Genomic DNA, 26206 nt, shown 5'->3' with positions numbered 1-26206 from the left:
CCGTCGGCGGGCGACGGGCGTGGTGCGGACACCGGGTCTCCGGCGCACACCGGTACGGACAGCCGGCCGACCCCCGCCTCCGACGGTCCTGCGCCGTCGGCGGGCGACGGGCGTGGTGCGGACACCGGGTCTCCGGCGCACACCGGTACGGACAGCCGGCCGACCCCCGCCTCCGACGGTCCTGCGCCCGCACGCCACGAGAGTGCGGACGGTCCGGCGCACACCGGCGACGGCTCTTCGGAGCGGTCGGGTGCGGACTCGACCCGCCCGGGCCCTGGTCCGGTCTCCGGCCACCCGACGCCGGACTCGGCTCCCGCACCCTCGCCGTCCGCGGGCAGCCCGTCCGCGGGCAGCCCGTCCGCCGATACGCCGTCCCATGCTGCGCCGTCCCACACCGGGTCTCCGCACAGTGGCGGTGACGCGCCGTCGCACGGCACCCCCGACTCGCGCCCCGGCCCGGCGCCGGCCCATTCCACCCCCGACTCGGCCCCCGCTCCGGCGCACTCCGGCGACTCCCGTCCCGGCCCGGCCTACGGTCCGGTGCGGGGCGGTGACGACAGCTCGGCGACGCCCTCGCACACCGGTGACCACGGCACGCCCGCCTACGGCCCGGTCCGCGGCGGGGACGCTCCCGCGCACGCCTCGGACGGCGCCTCGACCAGGCCTGGCGGGGACATCCCCGCTCAGCACGACCGCTCCGGCCCCGCACACGTACCCGCGCCCGAGCACCGCACACCGGACAGCACCCCCGCCCCGGACTCGGCCCCCGGCACCCACAGCGGCGGCGACGGCCGGACCGTGCCGGCCGGCGGCATCCCGCACGTCCCGTCCTCCGCCGTTCCGTCCGCGGGGCCGGACCACGCCCGACCCACCCCCTCGCAGCCGTCCCCGTCGGACGGCCCGCACCGCGAGGCCACCGTGGAGACCGCGTCGACCGCCGTCGCCGACGCGCCGCCGACCCGTACCCCGACCGCCGGACCCGACTCCACCGTCGGCCAGCCCGGTCCGGCCCCCCAGAGCACCGGCGGCCCCGTTCCGACCGGCCCGCTCGCCACCGGCCCGGTGCCGGGCACCGGCACGCCCGGCTCCGCCGCGCCGACCGGCAGCAGCACGCCGCACCGTGGCGGACCCGTCCCCGGCACCTCCGGTGACGGTCCGTCGACGACGCGCCCGACCACCGTCCCCGGCCAGGCGACGGGCCGGCCGGACCACACGGACCGGCCCGCCGGCCTCGGCAGCCGGCCGAGTACGCCCACGCAGACCCCCGGCACGGACACCACCCGCCCGTCCCGTCCGGACCCGCGGGCCACCGACCCGCGCTCGGAGACCCCACGCACGGCCGACCCGCGTCCGGCCCCCGACCGCCCGGCTCCGGACCACCCCGCCTCCGATCGCAACCCGGAGAACCACGGCACGGAGAAGCCCGGCCCGGAGAACCACGGCACGGAGAACCACGGTACGGAGAACGGCCCCGACGGCCGCGCGGACGAGCACACCGGCTCCGACGAGAAGCACCCCTCCGACGGCCAGGACCGGCCCGAGGACACCGACAGCCGCCCGGACGGCGACGGCGACAGCCGCACCGACACCCCGCCGCACGAGCGCCCGCTCTCCGACAGCCGCCCGTACGACACGCCCGGCGGCCTGGCCCGGGTCGAGGAGCACCACCAGCAGGAGCTGGAGCGGCGCATCCCGCGCGACCCGGACGGCACCCCGCAGCGCCACCCCGACCCGTACGGGGACTGGCCGGGGGCGGTGAACGGAGACGGGCACCGCGAGCCCGGCCGCGACAACAACTGCCTGGACGTGGCGCTGTCCAGTGCGGACACGTACAGCGGCAACCCCACGGCGGCGGCAGCCCGCACCGACGACGGCAGTCCGGACGGCGAGCACGGCGGCCGTGACCGTGCCGAACGCCAACTCGGTGCGCCCTTCCGGGACATGGGCAACGGTGACCAGGCGTTCAACCGGCTGGAGGACACCCTCCGCCGCGAGGGCCACGGCTCGCAGGCGGTCATCGTCACCCAGGACGCCAACGGCCGCGCCCACGCCTGGAACGTCGTCAACCACAACGGCAAGATCGTCTACCTCGACAATCAGACCGGCGCCCGCAGCGACAAGCCGCTCCACAGCGGCGACCACGGTGTCTTCGCCATCCCCCTCGACGCGGATCGCCGGCCGATCCCGTCCGACCGTCCCGCCGACTCCGACCACCGCTCCGCCGACTCCGATCACCGCCCCTCGGAGTCCGGCACCCGTCCCGGCGGCGACTCCACCGGCAGCGACCGCCGCCCGGCCGACCCCGCGGGCAAGCAGAAGCACGGCGAGGACGGCGACGGGGAGTCCGACGACCACGCCGACGGGCCGCCCAAGAAGAAGGCCAAGACGGAGGGGGAGGCCGCCGACCACGACCCGGACAGCGGTTCGGAGGGCGAGGCCGAGCGCCGCTCGAAGGGCTCCGCCGAGTACGACCAGCAGCAGGGTGCCGACCAGAAGCACTACGACATGCTGCCGGACAAGACGCAGCAGAACACCCGCACCACCAACGAGGTCACCCAGACCAACACGGAGGTGGCGCACCAGTTCCTGGAAGGCCACATCGACGACGGCACGCTCGCCGGCGTGCTCGACGAGGCGGCGCAGCGGGCGCACGGCAACCCGCCGCAACTGGGCTTCGACAAGAACGAGCTGACCCACCGCCTGCCCGGCTTCGCGGACCTGTCGCGCGGTGAGCAGGGCGCCGTCGTGGCCGCGATGGGCCGGCTCAGCCTCGGCTTCCACGAGGCGCACGCCGTCGGTGCCAGCCCGGAGCGGGTGTCCGACCCGTACGTGAACGACGACAGCGTCGACCGCAGCCACATGACGGCGCGGGAGCGCAAGAAGCACAAGGACGACGGGGCGGCGCAGTCCGACGAGATCTCGCGCGGTGTGGCGTACCACGCGAGCCAGGACTTCCGGACGGCCGGTCCGCCGTCCGGCACCGACGCGCCGGCGCCGGCCCACCTGGTGCGCGAACACCTCGTCGCGGACGGCCGGTTCGGCGACCGGGACGCCGTGTACGCGCTCGCCGCCGGGCCGGGCCGGGGCGACCACAGGCCGGACTTCTCGGGCAAGAACTTCGCGGTGATCGAGGTGGTCGACAGCGAGGGGAAGACGCGGTACGTGGTGGACAGTTCGATCCCGGCCAACAGTGCGGAGCGCCGCCCCGAGCACTCCGAACCGCACCTCGGCCGCTGGATCGACCGGCTCAACGAGCGGCAGAACACCGGGAACTACACCATCGCCAGCCTGTACACGGAACGCGAACCGTGCGGCAACAAGCCGGGCCACGCGGGCTGCTCGCGCTACATCTCGGAGCGGCTGCCCGGAGTGCCGATCGACTACGGTGTGGGCTACCGGAAGGGCGAGCAGACCGGTGACGGCGACAGCGCGGAGAGCCTGGGCAACATGACCGAGGACGCACAGCGGGACCTCAACCGGCTGGGGACGATCTGGGCCCGTATGGCGCAGGCCGGCCAGCTCTGACGACGCCAGGGGCAGGACGGACACCGAGGAAGACGGCTGTGACGACGACAGGCGACACCACGTATCCCGAGGACCGCGCGGCGGCGGAGCGCACCGTGCGGGAGTGGGCGGCCGACGGGCCGCGCGGGCGGGTCCTGCTGCTGCGCGGCGATCGCGGCGCGGGCCGTAGCTCCGTGCTGCGGGAGGCGCTGTCCGGGCTGCCCGGCGTGGTGACCGTCGACTGCGCGGGCCGGAGCGTCGACGCGGTGGCCGAGTCCGCGCTGCGGGCGCTCGGCGTCGAACCGGCGGACGCCCGGCCGCGCGGCACCTTCCGCGAGCTGGTCCGCCGGGCGGCCCCCGTGACCGGTGTGGTGCTGCTGGACGCCCACCTGGCCGGCGAGTTCCGGGGGTCCGCGGCTCCGCAGGCCGTCCTGGACCACGTGGTCCGGCACCTCGTCGACCGCGGGCCGGTGGCCTGGGCCGCGGTGGAGGCGGACGCCGCGCTGCGGGTGACCCGGCCGTCCTCGACCGCCGTGGTGGAGCTGCCGCCGGCCGCGGACCGGCCGGCCGATCCGATCGACCCGGTCGACCCGCGGGCCGCGCGCAGCTTCGACCCGCGGGACCTGCCCGAGCTGATCGGCCGGCCCGGATTCCTCGCCGCGGCCCCGCGGGCGGAGCTGGTGGACGCGCTGCCGCTCGCCTGGCCGGACGGCGTCCCGCACAACTCGCTCGCGGCGGACGTCCACTACCTCGACCAGCTCGGGGTGCGCCCCGCTCCCGCCGAGCACGGCGAGTGGCTGGCCGCGCTGCACCACCGCCTGGTCTGCCAGGGCGCCGACGCCCTCGCGGCCGGACTGGCGGAGGCCGCCGCCGAGGCCGGAACGCCGCTGCCCTGGCGCACCGTGTGGGGCCGCTGGCTGCCGGCCGGCCGGTCCGCGACGACCCGTCCGCTTCCCGGCCCGGTCGAGGCCGCCCGTCCGGCACTGCTGGACGGCCGGGCGGTCGTGGTGACCCGGGACCTGGACGTGCCGGACGAGGACGTCGACGTCGGCATCGTGCCGGCCCGCACCGAGTACGTCTTCGACCACACCGACGGCGGACTGCTCGGCGGCCCGTACCGGCGGACCGCCGAGGCGTCCGACGCCCCGCCGGTGGCCGCCGCGGACAGTGCCGGGGAACGGTTGAGCTGGTCCGACGGCCGGCTACGCGCCGCCGGGCGGCCGGCCGCGCCGCGGTTCCCGTTCGAGGTCACCGGGGGTTTCCGCAGCGGCGGCGACCTCGTCCTGGCCGGGGCCGACGGCGTGTTCCGCGTCGAACTGCTCGCCCCGGTCGACGAGGAGGCGCCCGGCTGGGCCACCGAGCCGTTCGTCGAACTGCTCACCGCCGAGGCGCTGCGCGAGCTGCCCGCCGAGGCCGCCGCACCCACCGCCGACTGGCTGGCCGCACCGTTCTCCGGGTTCTGGCGGCCCGACGCCGACGAACTCCCGGACGGCCTGGTGGACACCCGCGCACGGGAGTTCCTGAGCCGGGTCGGCGTACCGCTGGCGGCCGGCCGGGGCACCCTGTGGACCGGGCACCTCCCCGAGGAGGGCCTGGAGGAGTGGGACGTGGAGGAGACCGAGGACGGCGGCTCCCGCCACCTGTACCGGATCGGCCAGTGGCTGGGCGGTGACCTCCTGCTGGACGGCTCCGGCGGCGAGGTGCTGCTGGAGGACTTCGACGGGGACACCGCGCACGCCGCCGACTCGCTGCCGGTGTTCTTCGCCATGCTGCGCCTGGTCTGCGAACCGGGCCGCACCGTCCGCCAGGTCAACCGGCGGTACGCGGCCGCGCAGACCGACCGCTGGCTGGGCACCCTGGACGCCGAAGCGGCCGAGGGCTGCTGGTACCCGCTCCTGCACGAGCAGCACGAACTCGACCGCGGGCTGTGGGGTGACGAGAAGTGACTGGGTGACGCATCGCACGGCACCCGGCCCCTGCTCGGAACCCTGACCCACCCCTTGCTCCGCACCGGACCCGAACCCGTTCCAGACCGGAGAACAGAGACGTGACCGACCCGACGACCTATCAGCCCCACCCGCACATCGGCGGCCGGGCCGCCGCCCTGCGGGCCCTGGCGGCCTGGCGGTCCGGTGCCGACGGCGCGCCCCGCACGGTGCTGGTCACCGGCAGCGGCGGCAGCGGTCGCACCCGCCTGCTGACGGGCTTCCTGATGGTCGCCGACCCGGAGTACCGCAAGCGGATCGACACGGCCGCACTGGATCCGTCCACCGTCCCACCGGGCGACCTGCCCGCACCGCTCGTCTTCGACGCGACCGGCCTGACCGCCGATCAGCTGCTGTGGTCGGTCGCGGACGAGCTCGTCCCCGGCGCGGACCGGGTCGAGGAGGTCCGGCTCCGACTGGCGCAGCCACGCGAGGACCTCCCCGCGGTGGTCGTCGCGGACGCCGACCGGGCCGGGGTGCTGCGGGCACCGGACGAGCCGGCCCGGGTCGCGGTCGAGGTCCTGCTCCCGCTCGCCACCGCGCCCGGGGTGCGCCTGCTCGCCGACGTGTCCCGGGCACAGGCGCGCCGGCTGGCCGAGCAGCTGCCCGCGGCCGAGGTCCTGGTCGTCGACCTGGACGAGGATCCCTGGGCGGACCCGGCCGGTCTGCGGCTGCAGGCCGAGACCGCCCTGCCCGACCCCGCCGCGGCCGAGCGGCTGGCACAGGCGGCGGCGGGCCCCCTGGTGGTGCGGCTGGCCGCCCGGTCGGCACAGTCCGTCCCGGAGGGCGGCGTGCCGCTGCCGCACGGCATCGGCGACGCCCTCGACCTGCACGCCGAACGCTGCGGGGCCGACGAGTTGACCCTGCGCCGGCTGCTCGCCCCGCTCGCCCTGGCCGGGCCCGGCGAGCCGCTGCCGCTGGAGCTGTGGGCGCCGCTCGCCTCGGCCGTCGCCGGCAAGGACCTGGGGCCGGCGCTCGCGGGCGGCCGACACCTGCTGATGCCGTTCTTCGAACTCGCCGGGGAGGACGCCGCCCCGGCGGTGCGGATCGCGCACCCCGCGATCGCCGAGGAACTGCGCGAGCGGTTCAGCGGCGCGCTCCGGGAGGGACAGCGCCGGATCGCCAACGCCCTGACGGCCACCGTGCCGGGCACCGGCCCCGGCCGATGGGCGCAGGCCGTGCCGTACGTGCGCGAGCAGCTGACCGGCCACGCCCTGGAGGGCGGCCTGCTGCCCGAGCTGCTGGCCGACCCCGGCTTCCTGGTGCACGCCGAACAGGTCCGGCTGCGTGCCGCCGTCGAACACCTCGTCGCCGCGGGTACGGAGCTGCCGCCGATCGCACGCAGCTGGCTCCGGCTGGCTCCGCTGTTCACCCGCCACGAGGCCGGCCCCGGGCTGCGGGCCGGGCTGCTCGAACACGCCTGCCGCCAGGACGGCCTGCCCGTCCCCGACTTCGGCCTCGCCCTTCCGTGGCGCACCCTGTGGACCCGGCCGCTGCCCGCCGTCACCGCCGTCACCGCCGCGACCGCGCCGGACGGCTCCGCCGTGCTGGCCGCCTTCACCCCCGGCGACGGGCCGGCCCTGCACACCTTCGACGCCCGGACCGGCGAGCCCGTGGCCGTCGACCCGCAGCAGTTGGACCGCCCCACGGACGAGCAGCGGGAGGCCTGCCCGGTCCGCCTCGCCGTGGGCGGCGACTACGTGCGGATCTGGCCGCGCGAGGACGGCGGCCCGCTCGCGGCGTTCCTCTCCGCCGGTCCGCTCGGCGGCGCGGACCTCACCCCGGACGGCCTGCTGCTGCTCGCCGACGCCCACGGCGTCGCGGCGCTGCAACCGGCCCTGCCCGCGACGGCCTGACCCGGCCCGCCGACGACTACTGTGGACCCCTTCCCTCCCTCCGAAGGAGAGCAGCGCGTGACGACCCGTGAGCAGGCGATCGAGGCCGCCGAGCGGTGGCTCAACGGCGACCGGCCCGAGGACCGGCGGCAGCGGATCGCCCTGCACGAGTTCGACCTCGGCTGGGTGCTGTGGGCGGAACCCGAGCCGGCCGGGACGGACGCGGGAGAGGGCGAGCGACGGGCCCCCGCCGACATCGGCTCGGCCTGCGCCGTCGTCGACCGGGAGACCGGCGAGCTCACCACCTGGCCCTCGGTGCCGGTCGAGGAGGTCGTGCAGCTCTACCGGGACAAGCTGGGTGCCGGTACCTTCGACCCCGACCGGCGGCCGGTGACCGGCCCCGGTGCCACCGCCGTGCTCACCTACCGCGACGCGGACGGCGCGGAGCAGACCCTGTTCCAGATGTCCGGCCCCGGAGCCGCGCACCCCGAGGTGCAGGCCTGGCGGACCCTGCAGCAGCAGGGCGTGCGGCCCGAGGACGTCCTCGCCGTCCACACCGACCTGCGCCCCTGCGAACTCCCCGGCGGCTACTGCGCCGCCACCCTGCTCGCCGAACTGCCCGTCGCCTCCTTCTCCTACGGCCACGACTACGGCCCGCGCTTCGGCCGCCGCGCGGCGGGCGTCCGCGCCCTGACCGACGCCACCGAGAAGGTGTTCGGCGAGGCCGGCCGCCCGCTGCCGCCGCGGCCCAACCGGGTGCCGTTCCCGCGCGGGGTGGCGGCCGCCGAGCCGGAGCGGGACGCCGCCCTCGGCCGCCGCCTCGGCGAGCAGTTCGGGCCGGACGGCGTGCACCGCTTCGACGCCGACGACACCGCCGCCACCCCGCTGCCGGACGCCGCCCGCGCCACCCTGGTCTGGGCCGGCCTGCCCACCCGCGTCGACGGCTTCTTCGAGGTGCTGGCCGGCCTGCCGGACGTCGCCGCGCACCTCGCCGCCGCCGGCCGCGGCACCCGCGTCCCCGAGGCCACCCTGGCCGTCCTCGCCGCGTACGTGGTGCTCGGCACCGACGGCCACGCCCTGATCGGCGTGCAGTGCGCCGGAGACGAGGGCGCCGGCCGGGTCTGGGCGGTCGACCCGGACAACGGCACCGGCCGCTACCTCAACCGCGACCTGCCGTCCTACCTGCGCTGCCTCGCCCTCCTGGCCGCCCACCGCCCCACCCGCCTCGGGCTCGACCCGTACGCGGCCGCCGACGCCACCGACGCCTTCCAACGGCAGCTCGCCGCCCTCGATCCCACCGTCTTCCAGGACCCGGAGAACTGGTGGGCCGTCGTCGTCGAGCAGATGTGGGACGGCCTGCTCTGACCCTGCCGCCCGGCCGAGGCGTTCACGGCGTTCCGGGAATCCGGCTGCGCCGCCCGGAGCGGCGGCGGCAGACTGGCCCGATGGACGACACACCCATACAACTGCCGCCCGCCGTCGCCGTGTTGCGGGCCGCGGCGGCCGCGCACGGTTTCACCATGTCCTGTGAGGAGCGGACGGGCGCCCTGCTCGCGGCGCTCGCCGCCGGACGGCCCGGCGGGCGGATCCTTGAGCTCGGCACCGGGGTCGGCGAGGGCACGGCCTGGCTGCTCAGCGGCATGGACGAGGCCGCTGAGCAGCGTGGAGCTGGACGGCGCCGTCCAGGCCCTCGCCCGGACCGAGCTGGCGGACGACCCGCGGGTCGAGTTCGTCGCCGCCGACGGCGGGGTCTGGCTGGAGCAGTACCGCGGCGAGCCGTTCGACCTGGTCTTCGCGGACACCTGGCCCGGCAAGTTCACCCACCTGGAGCGGGCCCTGGAGCTGGTCGCCCCCGGCGGCGGCTACCTGATCGACGACCTGCTGCCGCTGCCGGCCTGGCCGGCCGAGCACGCCGCGGCCGTCCGCCGGCTCGTCGACCACCTGACGGACCGCAAGGACTTCCGGACGGTCCGCCTCGCCTGGTCGACCGGCCTGCTCATGGCGGTCCGCGTCGCCTGACCGCCCGTGCAGGCCGACCGCCGGGACCGTGCCGTGGCCGCGCCGGGCCCGCGCCGGGGCCGCGCCGTGGCCGCCCGGGCCGCACCCGAACGACCGGCGCGGCTGACGTGATCGCGCCCTTTACGGGCTCCCTACCCCGACCGGGGCTAGGGTCGGTGGCCATGGGGTTCGGGTGGGCCCGGCGCCGCCGGCTGGGACGGCGAGCGCTGGTGGCATGGGTGGTTGCGGCGGTGCTGGTCGTCGTGGGGGCGATCGGCACCGCCGCCGGCGGTTCCGGGCCCGAGGTGCGCCAGGAGGACCGCTTCCTCGCCATGCCCGAGACACCGGGCAGCGGCGAGACCGTCCGCATCGACACCTCGTTCTTCACCACCGGCACCTCCCCACGTCCGGCGATCCTGCTCGCGCACGGCTTCGGCGGCTCCAAGGAGGGCGAACGCGACCGGGCCCGGCAGCTCGCCCGGTCCGGCTACGCCGTCCTGACCTGGTCCGCCCGCGGCTTCGGCCACTCCGGCGGCCGGATCGGCCTGGACGCGCCGGACCGCGAGATCCAGGACGTCGTCCACCTGGTCGACTGGCTCGCGCAGCGGCCCGAGGTGCGGCTCGACAAGGCCGGCGACCCCCGGGTGGGCATCACCGGCGCGTCCTACGGCGGCGGCGCCGCCCTGCTCGGCGCCGCCTACGACCCGCGGATCGACGCCGTCGCCGCCGGCATCACCTGGTGGAACCTCGCCGACGCGCTCTTCCCGCAGGCCGCGCAGGGCTCCACGGCCGCCGACGGCGTCTTCAAGAAGCTCTGGGCCGGGCTGTTCTTCACCACCGGCTCGGCCGGCGCCCCCACCGGCGGCGCACCCGCGGCCGGCTCCGGCGGGGCCGGCCCCGGTACGGCCGGGGGCCCGCAGGACGGCCAGCAGGACAGCCGGCAGGGCCAGGTCGGCTGCGGCCGCTTCCTCGACGAGCTCTGCGCCATGTACAACCGGGTCGCCACGGCCGGCCGGCCCGACGCCGAGGCCGTCGCCGTGCTGCAGAAGTCCAGCCCGTCCTCGGTCGCCGACCGGATCAAGGTGCCGACCCTGGTCGTCCAGGGCCAGCAGGACTCGCTCTTCCCGCTCGACCAGGGCGACCGGACCGCCCGGGCCGTCGCGGCCAACGGCGCGCCGGTCTCCGTCGACTGGTTCGCCGGCGGGCACGACGGCGGCACCGAGGGCAGCGAGCGCACCGACGCCCGGGTCACCGCCTGGTTCGACCACCACCTGGCCGGCAAGCCCACCGACACCGGCCCCGCCTTCCGGGTCACCCGCACCGGCGGCGTCGACTCCACCGGCTTCCAGGCCGTGCTGCGCGGCGCCGACGCCGACGCGTACCCGGGCCTCGGCGGCACCGCCACCCGCAGCATGGAACTCGCCGGCCGCGCGCAGGCCGTCGCCAACCCGCCCGGCGGCGCCCCGCCGAACATCTCCACCGTCCCCGGCATCGGCGCGCTCTCCCAGGCCGCCGCCCTCGGCAGCGGCCTCTCCCTCGACTTCCCCGGCCAGTACGCGGCCTTCGACTCCGCCCCGCTGACCGCCCCGCTCGACCTCACCGGCCAGGCCCGGGTCTCCGTCACCGTGCACGCCGACCGGCCCGACGCGGTGCTCTTCGCCAAGCTCTACGACCTCGGCCCGGACGGCAAGCAGACCCTGCCGCAGCAGCTCGTCGCCCCGCTGCGGGTCACCGGCGCCGACGCGCCCGGCGGCCGCACCGTCGAGGTCGCGCTGCCCGCCGTGGACCACTCCTTCCCGGCCGGGCACCGGCTGCGGCTCGTCCTCGCCTCCACCGACCTCGCGTACGCCTCCCCGGTGCAGCCCGCCACCTACACGGTCGCCGTCGCCGGGCCGCTCGCAGCCCCCACCGTCGCCGGCCTGCACACCGAGGCCGCGCCGCTGCCCGCCCGGGTCTGGGCGCTGCCGCTGCTCGCCGTCGTCGCCGCGGCCGCGATGCTCCTGCTGCGCCGCCGTCGCCGCCCCCAGCTGCCGGCCGACCCGGCGCTCGCCGAGGTGCCGCTGCAGATCACCGGCCTGAGCAAGCGCTACAAGGGCGCCGCCGACCGGTACGCCGTCCGCGAGCTGTCCTTCCGCGCCGAACAGGGCCAGGTGCTCGGCCTGCTCGGCCCGAACGGCGCCGGCAAGACCACCACCCTGCGCATGCTGATGGGTCTGATCCGGCCCGACGAGGGCGAGATCCGGATCTTCGGGCACGCGGTGCGGGCCGGCAGCCCGGTGCTCTCCCGGGTCGGCGCCTTCGTCGAGGGCGCAGGCTTCCTGCCGCACCTCAGCGGCCGCGCCAACCTGCAGCTGTACTGGCAGGCCACCGGCCGCCCCGCCGAGGACGCCCACCTCGACGAGGCACTCGCCATCGCCGACCTCGGCGAGGCCCTCGACCGGGCGGTGCGCACCTACTCCCAGGGCATGCGCCAGCGCCTCGCCATCGCCCAGGCCATGCTGGGCCTGCCCGACCTGCTCATCCTCGACGAGCCCACCAACGGCCTCGACCCGCCGCAGATCCGCGAGATGCGGGAGGTGATGATCCGGTACGCGGCCGACGGCCGCACCGTCATCGTCTCCAGCCACCTGCTGTCCGAGGTCGAGCAGAGCTGCACCCACCTCGTCGTCATGGACCGCGGCCGGCTGGTCAGCGCCGGGCCGGTCGGCGAGATCGTCGGCGCGGGCGAGCAGGTGCTCGTCGGCACCGAGCCCGGGTACGGCCCCGAGGACCTCGCGGCGGCGGCCGGCAAGGTCGCCGCCCTGGACGGCATCGTCTCCGCCGACCCGGTCGACGGCGGCCTGCTCGTCCGGCTCGACGCCGACGGCAGCGCAGCCCGCCTCGTCGTCGAACTCGTCCGCCTGGAGGTGCCGGTGACGGGCGTCGGCCCGCACCGCCGCCTGGAGGACGCCTTCCTCTCCCTGATCGGAGGCCCGGCATGAGCAGTACCGCGACCGGCCCCGCCGCGCCCGCCGCCGCCGGCTACTCTGCGCGGCGCACCCTGCCGCTGCGGGTCGAGGCGATGCGCCAACTCCGTCGCCGCCGCACCCTGGTGATCGGCGGGCTGCTCGCCGCCCTGCCGTTCGTCATCCTCGCCGCCTTCCAGATCGGCGGCACCCCCGACCGGCCGGGCCGTACCACCTTCATCGAGCTCGCCACCGCCTCAGGGCCCAACTTCGCCGCCACCCTGCTCTTCATGGGCACCGGTTTCCTGCTGGTCATCCCGGTCGCGCTGTTCTGCGGCGACACCGTCGCCTCCGAGGCAGGCTGGTCCTCGCTGCGCTACCTGCTGGCCGCGCCGGTGCCCCGGGCCCGGCTGCTCGCCCGCAAGTTCACCGTCGGGCTGGCGTTCTCCGCGGCGGCGATCGTGCTGCTGCCGCTGGTCGGGCTGGCCGTCGGCACCGCCGCCTACGGCTGGGGCGACCTCGAACTGCCCACCGGCACCAGCCTGCCCGCCGCCACCGCCCTGCCCCGGCTCGGCCTCGCCGTCGGCTACATCATCCTTGCCGAACTCGTCGTCGCCGCCCTCGCGTTCTGGCTCTCCACCGCCACCGACGCCCCGCTCGGCGCGGTCGGCGGCGCCGTCTTCCTCTCCATCATCACCGGCGTGCTCGACGCCGTCACCGCTCTCGGCGACCTCCGCGAGTGGCTCCCCGCGCACTGGCAGTACGCCTGGGCCGACGCCCTGCAACCCCGGCTCGAATGGGGCGGCATGATCCAGGGCGTCTCCCTCTCCGTCTCCTACGCGATCGTGTTCCTCGCCCTCGCCTTCCGGGGCTTCGCCCGCAAGGACGTCGTCTCCTGACACCCCGCCGGGCCCCGGAACCGCACGCGAACGGGGGCGGCGCACTCCGACCTGCTGTCGGTGTGCGCCGCCCCCGGGCGGGACGGGTTGCGGGGACGGCCCGCGTCGTCACGGCGGCTACTTGGGGTCGCGGTTGAAGGTGGTGGTGGACCAGCGGTAGCCGAGGGCGGTGAGGGCGAGGCACCAGGCGATGGTGATCCAGCCGTTGTTGCCGATGGCGGTGCCGAGGAGCAGGCCGCGGAGGGTTTCGATGGCGGGGGTGAAGGGCTGGTACTGGGCGATGGGCTGGAACCAGCCGGGCATGGAGTGCAGGGGGACGAAGGCGCTGGACAGCAGCGGGAGCAGGATCAGTGGCATGGCGTTGTTGCTGGCGGCTTCGGCGTTGGGGCTGACCAGGCCCATGCCGACGGCGATCCAGGTGAGGGCGAGGGCGAAGAGTACGAGCAGGCCGAGGGCGGCGAGCCATTCCAGGGCGGTGGCGTCGGTGGAGCGGAAGCCGATGGCGAGGCCGACGGCGCCGACGAGGATGACGCTGAGGACGGCTTGGATGACGCTGCCGAGGACGTGTCCGATGAGGACGGAGGGGCGGTGGATGGCCATGGTGCGGAAGCGGGCGATGATGCCTTCGGTCATGTCGTTGGAGACGGAGACGGCGGTGCCGATGGTGGTGGAGCCGATGGTCATCAGGAGGATGCCGGGGACGAGGTAGGCGATGTAGGCGTCGCGGCCGGCGCCGCCGCTCATGGTGTTGCCGAAGATGTAGACGAAGAGCAGGAGCAGCATGACCGGGGTGAGGAGCAGGTTGAGGGTGAGGGAGGGGTAGCGGCGGGCGTGCAAGAGGTTGCGGCGCAGCATCGTGGTGGAGTCGCGGGCGGCGAGGGTGATGGTGCTCATCGGGCGGTCTCCTTGGGCTGGTTCGACTTCGGCTGGTGGGGGATGTCGGTGCCGCCGGTGAGGGCGAAGAAGACGTCGTCGAGGTCGGGGGTGTGGAGGGTGAGTTCGTCGGCGTGGATGCCGGTGGTGTCCAGGTGGTTGAGGACGGTGCGCAGTTCGTGCTGGCTGCCGTTGTTGGGGATGTGCAGGGTGAGGGCTTCGTCGTTGCGGGTGGCGTCGGGTAGGGCGGTGGTGGCGTTGCGGTAGGCGGTGGGGTCGGTGAAGCGGAGTCGGATGTGTCCGCCGGGGATGAGTCGTTTGAGTTCGTCGGGGGTGCCTTCGGCGGCGATCTTGCCGTTGTTGAGGACGGCGATGCGGTCGGCGAGTTGGTCGGCCTCTTCCAGGTATTGGGTGGTGAGGAGGACGGTGGTGCCGCTGGTGACGAGGTCGCGGATGATGCGCCACATGGTGTGGCGGGAGCGGGGGTCGAGGCCGGTGGTGGGTTCGTCGAGGAAGATGATGCGGGGGTTGCCGACCAGGGTCATGGCGATGTCGAGGCGGCGTTTCATGCCGCCGGAGTAGGTGGCGGCGGGCTTGCGGGCGGCGTCCGCCAGGTCGAAGCGTTGCAGGAGTTCGGTGGCGATGCGGCGGCCCTCGGGCTTGGGCAGGTGGTGCAGGTCGGCCATGAGGAGCATGTTCTCCTCGCCGGTGATCAGGCCGTCGACGGCGGAGAACTGTCCGGTGACGCCGATCGCGGCGCGTACGGCCTGTGGGTGGGTGGTGAGGTCGTGGCCGGCGATCCGGGCCTGTCCGGCGTCGGCGGTGATGAGGGTGGAGAGGATCTGCACGGTGGTGGTCTTGCCGGCGCCGTTCGGGCCGAGCAGCGCGAACACGGATCCGGCCGGGATGCGCAGGTCGATGCCGTCGAGGACGGTCTTGTCACCGTAGGACTTGCACAGGCCGTTCGCCGCGATGGCCAGGTCGGTCATGAGGATGCTCCTCTGCAGAGGTGGTGGGCGGTCAGAGGCTGCGGGCGGTGATGTCGCCGTGGGCGGTGGTCGCACGGACCGTCAGGTCGGCGTCGGCGCCGTCGGTGTTCCGGAGCGCGTTGTGGATGCGGCCGTAGCCGGTGCCGGCGTCCAGAGCGGCGGAGGTTCCGCGGGCGGCGCCGACCGCGATGTCGCCGGACTCGGTGCGCAGGACGACGGTGCCGGCCACGGCCTCGGCGATGCGGATGTCGCCCTTCTGGGTGGTGATCTCCGCGGAGCCGGTGAGGCGGCCGACGGAGACGTCGCCGGCGAGGACGGTGAGGCAGGCGGTCGCGGCCTCGTCGATCTCGACCGGGCCCTGCGCGACCTCGACGGCCACGTCACCGAGCCGTCCGACGCCGCGGATCTCCCCGGCGGCCGCCTTCGCCTCGACGCGGGAGCCGGCGGGCAGGTGGACGGTCACCTCGACGGCCCCGGAGTTGCCGAGGATCCGGTTCTTCGCCGCCGGGGCCCAGATCCGCAGCACACCGTCGCGGAGGGCGACCTCGATCTGCTCCGCCGCCTTCACGTCGCGGCTCTTCGAGGCGTCCGCGGGCAGGACCTCGACCGCGGTGTCGGCCCGGTCGGCCGCGATGAACCGGACGCGTCCCGCGGGGATGTCGAGGACGGCCGAGACCGGGGCGGGGATGTCGAACTTCTGCATGGTGCTCTCCTTGGACTCGCTGTTTCCGATGATGGAAACGCTACGTTGCATTCATCAATCCTGCAACGCATGCGTTGCTCAAAGATGGCATCAGCGCAGGTAGGTGACGGTAAATCATTGCAACGACTCTGAATTGAATGCAATGACGACCGGTCAGATGCGTTGCAATGGAGGAGAGTGAACGCTATGCGGGACGCCGACCGGTTAATCGCTGGCGGGCCCGGCGCGGGCTGCACTAGGGTCGCGGATGCGGGCGGCTCCGCGGCGTGCTTCCTTCTCCTTCCTCCTCGAAAAGAACCAGCGCGCCCCCTCTCCGCCCCCTTCTTCTTCTGCCTTCGCATCCCTCGGGGGATTCTCCGTATGACCCGAGTCGCCTCGGCCACCGTCGACGTCGACCTCGATTCGTTCCTGCTCCGCCGGCGCGGCGTCGTCTGCGTCCCCACCGGCGGCCTCCTCCCCACCGCGGACCCCTGGAGCACCGCCGGCCTGGTCGCCCTGGACGCCGACCTCGCGCAACGCGGCCACCTGCTCACCGCAGGGCTGCGCGCCGCCCTCGCCCGGCTGACACCCGGCGCGCTCGCCGCCCTCGGCGACGGACTGCTCGTCCGGATCGACCACCGACTCGGCGCGGACCGCCGGCACCGCACGCTCTTCCACCGGTTCCCGGACGCGGTGCCCGACCACGCGCACATCCTGTACTCCCGCAGCATCCGGGCCTTCCTGCTCAACCAGCCCCGCCAGCCCTGCGCCCACTGCGGCCGCACCGGCGCCGAAGCCGGCATCGGCGCCCTCGCCCCCTGCGCCCACCTGCTCTGCGAGGGCTGCTACCGAGGGCTTGAGACCGAGGGCCGCGCCGACCGCTGCCCACTCTGCGCCACCCAGCTCGCCGCCGACCCCTACCTCGGCGAGGACAACCCGGCGGGCCGCAAGGCCGCCGAGGACTTCGGCGGCGAGCAGGTGCTCCGCCCGCTGCGTCTCGCCGAGGGCGACACCCTCACCGTCGCCCTCACCGACCTCGGCCGGCTCCTCGCCCGCCGCACCCCGCTCGACCCGCAGGACCGTGAGGACCTCGCCGCCCTGCTCGCCCTCGCCCCCGACGACCTCGCCGAACGCCTCCCCGCGCAGATCCCCGTCCGCGAGACCAAGGCCGTCGTCCTCACCGCGCTGCTCCGCCGCGACCCGGCCCGCGCCCTGCCGGTGCTCGCCGAACGGATCGACACCGCCACCGACGTGCTGCGGCTGCTCTGGTCCTGGTCCGGCGCCGAACCCGACCTGCTGCCCGCCACCGCCCGCCGCCTGCGGCTGCGCAACCTGCCGCGCCCGCTCCGCCGCGACCTGCTGGCGATCCTCGACGGACTGCCGCTGCCCTCGCTCGCCGAGGACCTCCGCCGGCACCGCTCCGCCTGGCTGCGGGCCGGCGAACTCCTCCACCCGTACGAGTACCGCACCCGCTTCCCGTCCGTCGCCGCGGCCTTCGCCCTGCTCCGCGAGACCGACCTGCGCGAACATCCGATCGGCGCCGCCCTCGCCGAACCACCGCACCCACTACGGGTGGTGGAGTCCGGCGGGCGCAGGAGACTCGCCCACACCGGCTTCGCCGGCCGGGTCGAGTCCCGCCTCGCCACCGGCGACGTCGCCGGTGCGGCCCGCGCACTGGCCGCCCGGCCCGGCGAACTCGCCCGCCGGCTGCACCACCTGCTCCGGGTGCAGGCCGCCGGCGCCCCCGGCGAACCACTGCCCGCGGACGTGCTGAGCACCGTGACCGAGGCCCTGCGCGGCGCCGCCCCCGGCCCGCTGCTCGGCGCCTACGGACGGCTCCGCGGCCGGCGCGAACAGGGCGAGCGCCGGCTGTACTTCCCGCGCGGCACCGTCTCCCTGGCCCACGCCCGCGAGGACCACGCCACCGTGGTGCCGGCCGAACTCGCCCGTCCGATCGTCGAGTCCATCGAGGCCGAACTGCTGCGCCGCAGCACGGGGGAGCGGTTCGACCTCGCGCTGGTCGACGAGGGCCTCGCCGACCTGGTCGTCCCCTTCGCGGAGCGGGCCGCCGCCAAGACCCTCGTCTCGGTGCCGCGCGGCTCCCGGCAGCGCCTCCCGGCCGGCGATCGGCTGCGGCTCTTCCTGCACTGGATGCAGCCCGAACACCTGCGGGTCGACCTCGACCTGTCGGTCGCCCTGTACGACGCCGACTGGCGGTTCACCGGCCTGTGCGACTACACCTCGCTGGTGCACGGCGACCGGGCGGCCGTCCACTCCGGGGACTTCGTCTCCGCCCCGCCGCCCGACGGCGCCACCGAGTTCGTCGACCTCGACCTGGCCCGGCTCACCGCCGACGGCACCCGCTACGCCGTGATGATCGTGTTCAGCTACAACGACGTCGCCTTCGAGCAGCTCACCGACGCCTTCGCCGGGTTCATCCAGCTGGCGGCGGCCGACCGCGGCGCCGGCCACTACGACCCGAAGGCCGTCCGGCAGCGGCTCGACCTGGTCGGCGACGCCAAGGTCTGCGTCCCGATGATCGTCGACCTGGCGGACCGCCGGTACACCTGGACGGACCTCAACACCGGTGCCGACGGCGGCTTCCACAGCGTCCGCCGGTACAGCGAGGAGGTCGGCCGGCTCTCCCGGGACGTCCTCGCCCACTTCGCCCCGGGCAACCGGGCCACCCTGTGGGACCTCGCCTGCGCCCGGGCCGCCGGCGGCACCGACGAGGTGCTGGTCCGCGGCCGCGACGGTGCGGGTGTCCGCCGGTGGCGCCGCCGGGACGGCGAGCCCGTCGCCGCCTTCGCCGCCCGCCTGCGGACCCTCGCCGACCCGGACCCGGCCGGGCCCGGCACACCCACCGAACGCCTCACCGGCACCCGGGCGTTCGTCGCCCTGGTCGACGGCGACGTCCCCGCCCCCGAGAAGCTCTCCGGCGAGGCCTACCGCCTCTACCCGGGCCCCTTCGACGCCGCCCCCGAACAGCTCGAACGCCTCACCGCGGGCGACCTGCTCGCCCGCTTCGCCCCCTGACCGCAGCGCCGGGGCGCCCGCCCGTGGCCTCTCCTGCCGTGGGCGGGCGCCGGGGCGTCACTTGACGGGGGACCAGACGCGTTCGACCTGCTGGGTGCCGGTGCGGGTGCGGTAGGAGCGGGTCCACTTGGTGGTGGCGTCCTTGCGGGTGCGGTCGGAGAGGATGTAGTAGTCCATCTGCACGGCCTGCGGGGTGATGTCGAGGACGCCGTAGCCGTGCGAGTCGAGGTCGACCCACTTGATGTGGCGGTTGGCGGCCTGGATGGCGGCGGCCGCGACCAGCGAGAGGGTCTGCGGGGCGACCTTGAGGAAGTCGTCGATGTTGTCGGAGCTGACCGAGGTGACGACGAACTCGGTGGCGACGCTGCCGGAGGCCGGGTAGGTGGCGGCCTCGTTCGGCACGTCGGCGGCCCAGGCGGAGTGGATGTCGCCGGTGAGGAAGACGGTGTTGCCGATGCCGTTGTTCTTCAGGTGGCCGAGGAGCTCGCGGCGGTCGTGGGTGTAGCCGTCCCACTGGTCGGTGTTGATCGCGAGGCCCTCGCCGGGCAGGCCGAGCAGCTTGGCGATCGGCCGCAGCAGGTAGTCGGGCAGCGAGAGGAAGGCGACGGGGGAGATCATCACCTCGTTGCCGATGAGCCGCCAGGTGGTGTCGGAGGCGGAGAGGCCGGACTTCAGCCAGTCGAGCTGGGCGCGGCCGGTCATGGTGCGGTCGGCGGAGTCGACGTCGCCGTTGCCGACCTTGACCTGCTGGGAGCGGAAGGACCGCAGGTCGAGCAGGTGCAGGTCGGCGAGCTTGCCGTAGCGCAGCCGGCGGTAGGTGGTGCCGGCGATCGACGGGCGGACGGGCATCCACTCGAAGTAGGCCTGCTTGGCGGCGGCCATCCGCTCGGACCAGTCGCCCTCGGTGCCGGGGGTGTGGTTCTCGGCGCCGCCGGCCCACGCGTCGTTGGCGAACTCGTGGTCGTCCCAGATCGCGACGGTCGGGATGATCGCGTGCAGGCCCTGCAGGTCCGGGTCGGTCTTGTACCTGCCGTGCCGGGTGCGGTAGTCGGCGAGGGTGGTGATCTCGTGCGCCGGCTCGTGCGGGCGGACGACCTTGCCGGCGGCGCAGAACTCGCCGGTCTTGTACTCGTAGATGTAGTCGCCGAGGAAGAGGAAGACGTCGAGGTCGCCGCGGGCGGCGAGGTGGCGGTACGCGGAGAAGTAGCCGGCCTCCCAGTTGGCGCAGGAGGCGACGCCGAGCCGCAGCCGGTCGAGGGCGGCGTCGGCGGTGGGCGCGGTGCGGGTGCGGCCGACGGGGGAGGAGACGCCGCCGGCGGTGAAGCGGTACCAGTAGACGGTGTCGGGGGTCAGGCCGCGGACGTCCACCTTGACGGTGTGGTCGGTGCCGGCAGAGGTGGTGACCGTGCCGCCGGCGCGCACCGAGCTGAAGGACTTGTCGGTGGCGACCTGCCACACCACGTCGGTGGCCGGGCCGGCGTTCGAGCCGGGGACGGCGTCCGGGGTGGGCGTCACTCTCGTCCACAGGACGACGCCGTCGGGCAGCGGGTCGCCCGAGGCGACGCCGTGCAGGAACTGCGGCGCGGTGGCGGCGGTGGCCGGCGCGGTGCCCGCGGCGATCGGCAGGACGGCCGCACCCGCGGTGAGGGCGGCGGCCTTCAGCACCCGGCGGCGGCGCGGCCGGGCGACGGCGGGGGACACGGAGTCGGTGGTCTCTGTCACAGCGTCAGAGGCTACTGGCTGGTAATCAGATGTCCATACTTTGGGACGACTATTCCCTGACTCTTCATGTCCACGCCGCTTCGCCGCAGCTCACGCCCAACTGGGCATCAGAGAGGCGAACTTGAGCCTGCGTGAGGACTTCCCATGCCATGTGACGCATGCAATTGTACATGTCACACCTCGCGGACAGCGGAGCCGTGCGGATCGCCCCGTCCTGCCCGCCCCCGTCAACGGCCGCCCCCACGCGGCCACTTCACCCGGCCCGGAGGCCCCCACGTGCACACCTCCCGGACACCCTCAGCCCTGCGCGCCCTGCGATGGCTCGCCCTCGCCGTGGTCTGCTGCCTGACCCTCGGCCTGCTGCTCTCCACCGAGAGCGTGGCCGTCCCGACGGCCCCCCGGCTGACCGGCACCACCGCCCGCTCCGGCCCGGCCCCGCGCCCGGCCACCACGCCGCGGCCCGAGACCGCGCTGGCCCCCGCCGAGGCCGCCGCGACCGACCTCGCCGACCGGGCCCCGCAGCCCGCCTATGACGCGGCCGCCACCCGGCGGGACAAGCCCCGCACCGCACCCCTGACCAGCGAGCCCCGCAGCGTCGCCGCACCTCGCGCCGCGGCCTGCTCGGTCGGCGACTTCACCGGCCGCACCGGCGCCGCCCTCGTCCAGGCCGTGAAGGCCGCCGACACCGGCTGCATCAACACCCTGTTCACGCTCACCGGCACGGACGCCCGCGGCGCCTTCCGCGAGGCCCAGATGGTCTCCGTCGCCGACGCCCTGCGGGACGTCTCCACCGCCTACCCCGGCGACAACAGCACCTCCGCCGCCCAGTTGGTGCTCTACCTGCGGGCCGGCTACTACGTGCAGTGGTACCACTCCGGCGACGTCGGCCCCTACGGCAGCGCCCTGCAGGGCTCGATCCGCGGCGCCCTCGACGCCTTCTTCGCCGCCCCGCACTCCCGCGACGTCACCGACGCCAACGGCCAGTCCCTCGCCGAGGCCGTCATCCTGATCGACAGCTCCGGCGAGAACGCCCGCTACCTGTCCGTCGTCCGGCGCCTGCTGACCGACTACGACAGCCGCTACGACGCCTCCTGGTGGATGCTCAGCGCCGTCAACAACACCTACACGGTGCTCTGGCGCGGCCACCAGTCACCCGACTTCGTCGCCGCCGTCCAGGCCGACCACGGCGTCCTCGACACCCTCGGCGCCTTCGCCGCCGGCCACCTCGGGATGCTCGGCGGCGACCGCGGCTACCTAGTCTCCAACGCCGGCCGGGAACTCGCCCGCTTCCTCCAGCACCCCGAACTCCAGGGCGCCGTCCGGCCGCTGGTCAAGGACCTGCTCGGCCGCACCGCGATGACCGGCCCCACCGCCCAGCTCTGGGTCGGCCTCGCCGAGATGGCCGCCGAGTACGACGCCGCCCAGTGCGCCTACTACGGCACCTGCGACCTCGCGAACCGCCTCAAGGCCGCCGTCCTGACGGTCAGCCACACCTGCAGCCCGAGCATCCGCATCCTCGCCCAGCAGATGACCGCCGACCAGCTCGCCGCCACCTGCACCAGCCTCGCCGGCCAGGACGCCTACGTGCACGGCATCGTCCGCGACAACGGCCCCGTCGCCGGCGACCGCAACACCACCATCGAGGTCGTCGTCTTCGACTCCAGCACCGACTACCGCACCTACGCCGGCGCCATCTACGGCATCAGCACCGACAACGGCGGCATGTACCTGGAGGGCGACCCCTCCGCCGCCGGCAACCAGCCCCGGTTCATCGCCCACGAGGCCGAGTGGCTCCGCCCCGACTTCCAGATCTGGAACCTCAACCACGAGTACACCCACTACCTCGACGGCCGCTTCGACATGTACGGCGACTTCGAGGCCGGCACCACCACCCCCACCATCTGGTGGGTGGAGGGCTTCGCCGAGTACGTCTCCTACTCCTACCGCGGCGCCGTCTACACCGACGCGCTCACCCAGGCCGGCAAGCACACCTACCGGCTCAGCACCCTCTTCGACACCACTTACGACAACGCCGACACCACCCGGATCTACAACTGGGGCTACCTGGCCGTCCGCTACATGACCGAGACGCACCGGGCCGACGTCGACACCCTGCTCGCCCGCTACCGCACCGGCGACTGGGCCGGCGCCCGTGCCCTGCTCACCGGCACCATCGGCACCCGCTACGACGCCGACTTCGACCGCTGGCTCGGCACCTGCACCCCCACCGGCTGCGCCCGGCCCGAGTGCACCGCCACCGACACCCGCCGCCTGGAGCCCGGCTGCCGCCGCAGCAACCTCGCCTCGCCCACCGGTGATCACCGCTACCTCTACCTGTGGGTGCCCGCCGGCACCGCCCGCCTCACCGTCACCAGCGGCGGCGGCACCGGCGACGCCGACCTCTACTACAGCTCCGCCAACTGGGCCACCAGCACGGCGTACACCGCCAAGTCCGTCCACAGCGGCAACGCCGAGACCCTCACCGTCACCAACCCGCCCGCCGGCTGGAACTTCGTCAGCCTGTACGCCAAGCAGGGCTTCGACGGCGTCTGGGTCGAGACCGCCTCCTGACGCCTCCCGACCGCTCCCGCACCGTGCCCCGGAATGAGGGATCATGGGACTTTGCCGCGCCCCGCGAGCGAAGGAGCACCCCGTGGCCACGATCGTCCTCTTCCACTCCGCCTACGGCCTCCGCCCGGCCGTGCACGCCGCCGCCGACCGGCTCCGCGCCGCCGGCCACGAGGTGCACACCCCCGACGTCTACGACGGCCGGGTCTTCGACACCGTCGAGGAGGGCATGGCCTACAAGGACGAGGTCACCACCGACGAACTGCTGCGCCGCGCCGTGCACGCCGCCGCCCCGCTGCTCGGCCAGGGCGGGCCCGGCATCGTCTACGCCGGCTTCTCGCTCGGCGCCGCACTCGCCCAGAACCTCGCCCTCGCCGACAGCAACGCCGCCGGCCTGCTCCTGCTGCACGGCACCTCCGACATCCGCGACGACGCCGCGACCTCGATCCCCGTCCAGCTGCACGTCGCCGAGCCGGACGCCTTCGAGCCCGAGGACTGGCTGAACGCCTGGTACCTGCGGATGACCAAGGCCGGCGCCGACGTCGAGGTCCACCGCTACCGCGGTGCCGGGCACATCTACACCGACCCCGAGCTCCCCGACTACGACGAGGAGGCTGCGGAACTCACCTGGGCCGCCACCCTCGCCTTCCTCGCCGACCTGGACGCCTGACCGTGCCGGCCGCCGGCTACTCGGGCACCCCGCTCGCCCGCAAACTCGGCATCAGGGCGGGCGACACCGTCCTGCTCGCCGACGCCCCCGCAGGCTTCGCGATCCCCGACCCGCCGGACGGCCTGGACATCCAGCACCACCCGGACGAGGCCGACCCCTTCGACGTGGCGCTCTGGTTCCCCGCCGACCGGGCCGACCTCGCCGCCCGCCTCGCCGACCACCGCGCCGCCATGCACCCCGCCGCAGGCCTCTGGATCGCCTGGCCCAAGCGGGCCTCCCGCATCCCCACCGACCTCACCGAGGACGTCCTGCGGGAGATCGCCCTGCCCACCGGCCTGGTCGACAACAAGGTCTGCGCCGTCGACGAGACGTACTCCGCCCTGCGCCTCGTCATCCGCAGGGAACTGCGCGGACGCTGATCCCCGGCGCCCGCCGGGGACCGGCGTCCGCAGGTGTCACAGCCCCGGGATGCGGCCGTTGCGGAAGAGGTCGACGAAGATCTGGTGGTCCCGGCGGGCGCGGTCCCCGTAGGCGTGGGCGAAGTCGACGAGCATGGCGGTGAAGCCGTCCTCGTCGGCGGCGATCGCCCTGTCGATGGCGTGCTCGGTGGAGAACGGGACGAGGCTGTGGCCGCTGGAGGACTCGTCGGCGGCGGCGTGCATGGCGGCGGTGGCCCGGCCGAGGTACTCGGTGACGGTGCGCAGGTCGTCCGGCTCGGTGAGGTCGGTCCAGTCGAGGTCGGCCGCGTAGGGGGAGACCTCGGCGACGAGCTGGCCGCGGTCGCGCAGCGTGGTGTAGCCGAGCCACGGGTCGCTGTGCGCCTGCAGGGCGCGCTGCGAGATGACGGTGCGATGGCCCTCGTGCTCGAAGTAGCCGCGGATCGCCGGGTCCGTGACGTGCCGGGAGACGGCCGGCGTCTGGCCCTGCTTCATGTAGATGATCACGTCGTTCTCGAGGGCGTCGGTGTGGCCCTCCAGCAGCACGTTGTAGGAGGGCAGGCCGGCGCTGCCGATGCCGATGCCGCGGCGCCCGCAGACGTCCTTGACCCGCAGCGCTTCCGGACGCGTCCGGGAGGCCGGCGGCAGGGTCTCCAGGTAACGCTCGAAGGCGGCGAGCACCTCGGCGCGGGTGGCCGCGTCGAGCTCGAAGGCGCCGCCGCCGATCCGGAACCGGCGGTCCCAGCCGTCGATCACGGTCTCCGCGTCGAGCAGCGCGACCCGGGTCTGCAGCCGGGCGCTGCGCAGCGTGTCGAGGATCGGCCCGTCCGCGGTGTCCAGGGTGAACTGGGCGGTGTCGCCGTCACGGACCAGGGCGGCGATCTGGCCCCGGTAGGCGGCGGCGAAGGAGCGGACCAGGCTGCTGATGGTGTCGTCGGAGAGGGCCTTGGCGTAGCCGATCAGCGCGAGGCTGGCGGCGAGCCGCTGGACGTCCCAGGTGAAGGCGCCGACGTAGGCCTCGTCGAAGTCGTTGACGTTGAAGACCAGCCGGCCCTCGGCGTTCAGGTAGGTGCCGAAGTTCTCGGCGTGCAGGTCGCCGTGGATCCAGACCCGGCCGGTCCGCTCGTCGAGGAACCGGGCGCCGTACTCGCGGTACGGGTCGGTGGTGAGGTCGGCGTAGAACAGTGCCGCGGTGCCCCGGTAGAAGGCGAAGGCCGAGGCGGCCATCTTGCGGAACTTCACCCGGAACGCGGCCGGGTCATGCGCCAGCAGCTCCCCGAACGCGGCGTCGAAGACCCGCAGGACGGTCTCGGCGCGCTCCGGCTCGCGGTCGGCGACGGTGGGCTGGTCGGGCATGAGGGAGTCCTATCGGTGGTGCTGTCCGGCCCGGACGGTCCGGACGGTCCGCACGGAAGGGCCGCGCGCGGTTCAGGCGTTCGGCGGCGCGGGCGGCGCCGGCGGGGTACCGGGCGGCGTCGGTGGTATCGGCGGGTGAGCCTGGCGCTGCGCGGGGACGTACGGGTGGAACGCTACCGGGGCGGGAGCCGCCGGGGCGGCCGGACGGGTCGCGCCGACGATCGCGGCGACCGCGATCGCGATCGCGACGGTGAGCAGTAGTGTCATGTTCAGCCACAGGTGGCTGAGCGGCTCGGCGAAGGTTCGCCGGGAGGCCTCGAAGACCACCTGGTTGAGCACCTGGGCGAGGGCGGCGAAACCGGTCACCGAGGTCAGCACCACGGCCGCCGGGCGGACCCAGCGCCCGCCGACGAAGGCGCCGATCGCGAGAGCCAGCAGGGCGACGCAGTAGCCGGTGTCGAAGGCGAAGAACCCGACCGGCGCGTCGACGTAGTCCGCGTAGGACAGGCCGAGGGCGGTCAGCAGGTAGCCGGGGCCCGCCTGGGCGATGTCGTAGGCGAGCACCCCGAGCTCGGAGGCCGTCTGGACGAGCAGCAGCACGCCGATCGCGATCAGCCCCCCGCCTCGCGGGCGCTCGTGCACCACCGGGCCGAATGCCATGAAACCCCTCCTCGCACGTCAGTGCGCCAGAGGCTATCGGCGTGCAC

The 26206-nt window shown here is 74.7% G+C and carries 17 protein-coding genes; 11 read left to right on the top strand and 6 right to left on the bottom strand.

The window, feature by feature from the left end; translation table 11 throughout:
* Positions 1 to 540 precede the first annotated feature (540 nt).
* The 7 genes from AB0P35_RS06500 (at position 541) to AB0P35_RS06470 (ending at position 13166) form a co-directional block, all read left to right on the top strand.
* Entirely contained in the window at positions 541 to 3525 is a 2985-nt protein-coding gene (locus tag AB0P35_RS06500; protein WP_363507310.1) for a toxin glutamine deamidase domain-containing protein, read from the top strand.
* A 38-nt stretch (positions 3526 to 3563) separates the two neighbouring features.
* Positions 3564 to 5450: a hypothetical protein gene (locus AB0P35_RS06495; protein ID WP_363507307.1), complete on the top strand. Its 1887-nt coding sequence runs from the start codon at positions 3564 to 3566 to the stop codon at positions 5448 to 5450.
* A 101-nt stretch (positions 5451 to 5551) separates the two neighbouring features.
* Positions 5552 to 7345: an ATP-binding protein gene (locus tag AB0P35_RS06490; protein ID WP_363507304.1), complete on the top strand. Its 1794-nt coding sequence runs from the start codon at positions 5552 to 5554 to the stop codon at positions 7343 to 7345.
* A gap of 57 nt (positions 7346 to 7402) precedes the next feature.
* The gene (locus tag AB0P35_RS06485; RefSeq protein WP_363507301.1) at positions 7403 to 8689 is read left to right on the top strand and encodes an SUKH-4 family immunity protein; all 1287 of its coding nucleotides are present in this window, start codon (positions 7403 to 7405) and stop codon (positions 8687 to 8689) included.
* Between the two features lie 297 nt (positions 8690 to 8986).
* The gene (locus tag AB0P35_RS06480) at positions 8987 to 9343 is read left to right on the top strand and encodes a hypothetical protein (protein WP_363507298.1); all 357 of its coding nucleotides are present in this window, start codon (positions 8987 to 8989) and stop codon (positions 9341 to 9343) included.
* Positions 9344 to 9504: 161 nt separating this feature from the next.
* Positions 9505 to 12303: an alpha/beta fold hydrolase gene (locus tag AB0P35_RS06475; protein ID WP_363507295.1), complete on the top strand. Its 2799-nt coding sequence runs from the start codon at positions 9505 to 9507 to the stop codon at positions 12301 to 12303.
* The gene (locus AB0P35_RS06470; protein WP_363507292.1) at positions 12300 to 13166 is read left to right on the top strand and encodes an ABC transporter permease; all 867 of its coding nucleotides are present in this window, start codon (positions 12300 to 12302) and stop codon (positions 13164 to 13166) included. The genes AB0P35_RS06475 and AB0P35_RS06470 overlap by 4 nt, the downstream gene beginning before the upstream one ends.
* 117 nt (positions 13167 to 13283) lie before the next feature.
* On the opposite strand, the gene AB0P35_RS06465 is transcribed toward AB0P35_RS06470, so the two are convergent.
* Genes AB0P35_RS06465 through AB0P35_RS06455 form a run of 3 tightly spaced genes read right to left on the bottom strand, consistent with a single transcriptional unit; the run spans position 13284 to position 15731 of the window.
* On the bottom strand, positions 13284 to 14060 hold the full coding sequence (locus tag AB0P35_RS06465; protein ID WP_363507289.1) for an ABC transporter permease: 777 nt from the start codon (positions 14058 to 14060) through the stop codon (positions 13284 to 13286).
* Positions 14057 to 15028 carry an ATP-binding cassette domain-containing protein gene (locus tag AB0P35_RS06460; RefSeq protein WP_363507286.1) on the bottom strand — a complete coding sequence of 324 codons (972 nt, stop codon included), beginning with the start codon at positions 15026 to 15028 and terminating at the stop codon, positions 14057 to 14059. The genes AB0P35_RS06465 and AB0P35_RS06460 overlap by 4 nt, the downstream gene beginning before the upstream one ends.
* Before the next feature lie 31 nt (positions 15029 to 15059).
* The gene (locus AB0P35_RS06455; protein WP_363507384.1) at positions 15060 to 15731 is read right to left on the bottom strand and encodes a DUF4097 family beta strand repeat-containing protein; all 672 of its coding nucleotides are present in this window, start codon (positions 15729 to 15731) and stop codon (positions 15060 to 15062) included.
* A gap of 360 nt (positions 15732 to 16091) precedes the next feature.
* On the opposite strand from AB0P35_RS06455, the gene AB0P35_RS06450 reads away from it, so the two are divergent.
* Positions 16092 to 18746 (top strand): MXAN_6230/SCO0854 family RING domain-containing protein, encoded by a 2655-nt coding sequence (locus tag AB0P35_RS06450; protein WP_363507283.1) that lies wholly within the window; start codon positions 16092 to 16094, stop codon positions 18744 to 18746.
* A gap of 57 nt (positions 18747 to 18803) precedes the next feature.
* Here AB0P35_RS06450 and AB0P35_RS06445 read toward each other — a convergent pair whose 3' ends face one another.
* Complete coding sequence (locus AB0P35_RS06445; protein ID WP_363507280.1) at positions 18804 to 20468, bottom strand: alkaline phosphatase D family protein; 1665 nt, start codon at positions 20466 to 20468, stop codon at positions 18804 to 18806.
* A 276-nt stretch (positions 20469 to 20744) separates the two neighbouring features.
* Here AB0P35_RS06445 and AB0P35_RS06440 point away from each other — a divergent pair, with 276 nt between their 5' ends.
* Genes AB0P35_RS06440 through AB0P35_RS06430 form a run of 3 tightly spaced genes read left to right on the top strand, consistent with a single transcriptional unit; the run spans position 20745 to position 24125 of the window.
* Positions 20745 to 23039, top strand: a complete 2295-nt coding sequence (locus AB0P35_RS06440; protein WP_363507277.1) for a M9 family metallopeptidase — start codon at positions 20745 to 20747, stop codon at positions 23037 to 23039.
* A gap of 43 nt (positions 23040 to 23082) precedes the next feature.
* Positions 23083 to 23706, top strand: coding sequence for a dienelactone hydrolase family protein (locus AB0P35_RS06435; protein ID WP_363507274.1), 624 nt, complete (start codon positions 23083 to 23085; stop codon positions 23704 to 23706).
* Between the two features lie 2 nt (positions 23707 to 23708).
* Positions 23709 to 24125 carry a DUF3052 family protein gene (locus AB0P35_RS06430; protein ID WP_218835805.1) on the top strand — a complete coding sequence of 139 codons (417 nt, stop codon included), beginning with the start codon at positions 23709 to 23711 and terminating at the stop codon, positions 24123 to 24125.
* Between the two features lie 36 nt (positions 24126 to 24161).
* Here the strand turns inward: AB0P35_RS06430 and AB0P35_RS06425 are convergent, their stop codons facing one another.
* Both AB0P35_RS06425 and AB0P35_RS06420 read right to left on the bottom strand, forming a co-directional pair.
* Positions 24162 to 25499, bottom strand: coding sequence for a DUF2252 domain-containing protein (locus tag AB0P35_RS06425; RefSeq protein WP_363507271.1), 1338 nt, complete (start codon positions 25497 to 25499; stop codon positions 24162 to 24164).
* 72 nt (positions 25500 to 25571) lie between these two features.
* Complete coding sequence (locus tag AB0P35_RS06420; protein ID WP_363507268.1) at positions 25572 to 26159, bottom strand: hypothetical protein; 588 nt, start codon at positions 26157 to 26159, stop codon at positions 25572 to 25574.
* Positions 26160 to 26206 lie beyond the last annotated feature (47 nt).

This window comes from Kitasatospora sp. NPDC085879 (genome assembly GCF_040686255.1).
Lineage (GTDB): Bacteria > Actinomycetota > Actinomycetes > Streptomycetales > Streptomycetaceae > Kitasatospora.
Note: the sequence above shows the minus strand (reverse complement) of the source record. Positions and strands in the feature narration are given on the sequence as shown.

Coding starts and splice junctions, on each gene's coding strand:
- AB0P35_RS06475 (WP_363507295.1), top strand. CDS start 9,505: ATGGGGTTCGGGTGGGCCCGGCGCCGCCGGCTGGGACGGCGAGCGCTG.
- AB0P35_RS06470 (WP_363507292.1), top strand. CDS start 12,300: ATGAGCAGTACCGCGACCGGCCCCGCCGCGCCCGCCGCCGCCGGCTAC.
- AB0P35_RS06465 (WP_363507289.1), bottom strand. CDS start 14,060: ATGAGCACCATCACCCTCGCCGCCCGCGACTCCACCACGATGCTGCGC.
- AB0P35_RS06460 (WP_363507286.1), bottom strand. CDS start 15,028: ATGACCGACCTGGCCATCGCGGCGAACGGCCTGTGCAAGTCCTACGGT.
- AB0P35_RS06455 (WP_363507384.1), bottom strand. CDS start 15,731: ATGCAGAAGTTCGACATCCCCGCCCCGGTCTCGGCCGTCCTCGACATC.
- AB0P35_RS06450 (WP_363507283.1), top strand. CDS start 16,092: ATGACCCGAGTCGCCTCGGCCACCGTCGACGTCGACCTCGATTCGTTC.
- AB0P35_RS06435 (WP_363507274.1), top strand. CDS start 23,083: ATGGGACTTTGCCGCGCCCCGCGAGCGAAGGAGCACCCCGTGGCCACG.
- AB0P35_RS06425 (WP_363507271.1), bottom strand. CDS start 25,499: ATGCCCGACCAGCCCACCGTCGCCGACCGCGAGCCGGAGCGCGCCGAG.
- AB0P35_RS06420 (WP_363507268.1), bottom strand. CDS start 26,159: ATGGCATTCGGCCCGGTGGTGCACGAGCGCCCGCGAGGCGGGGGGCTG.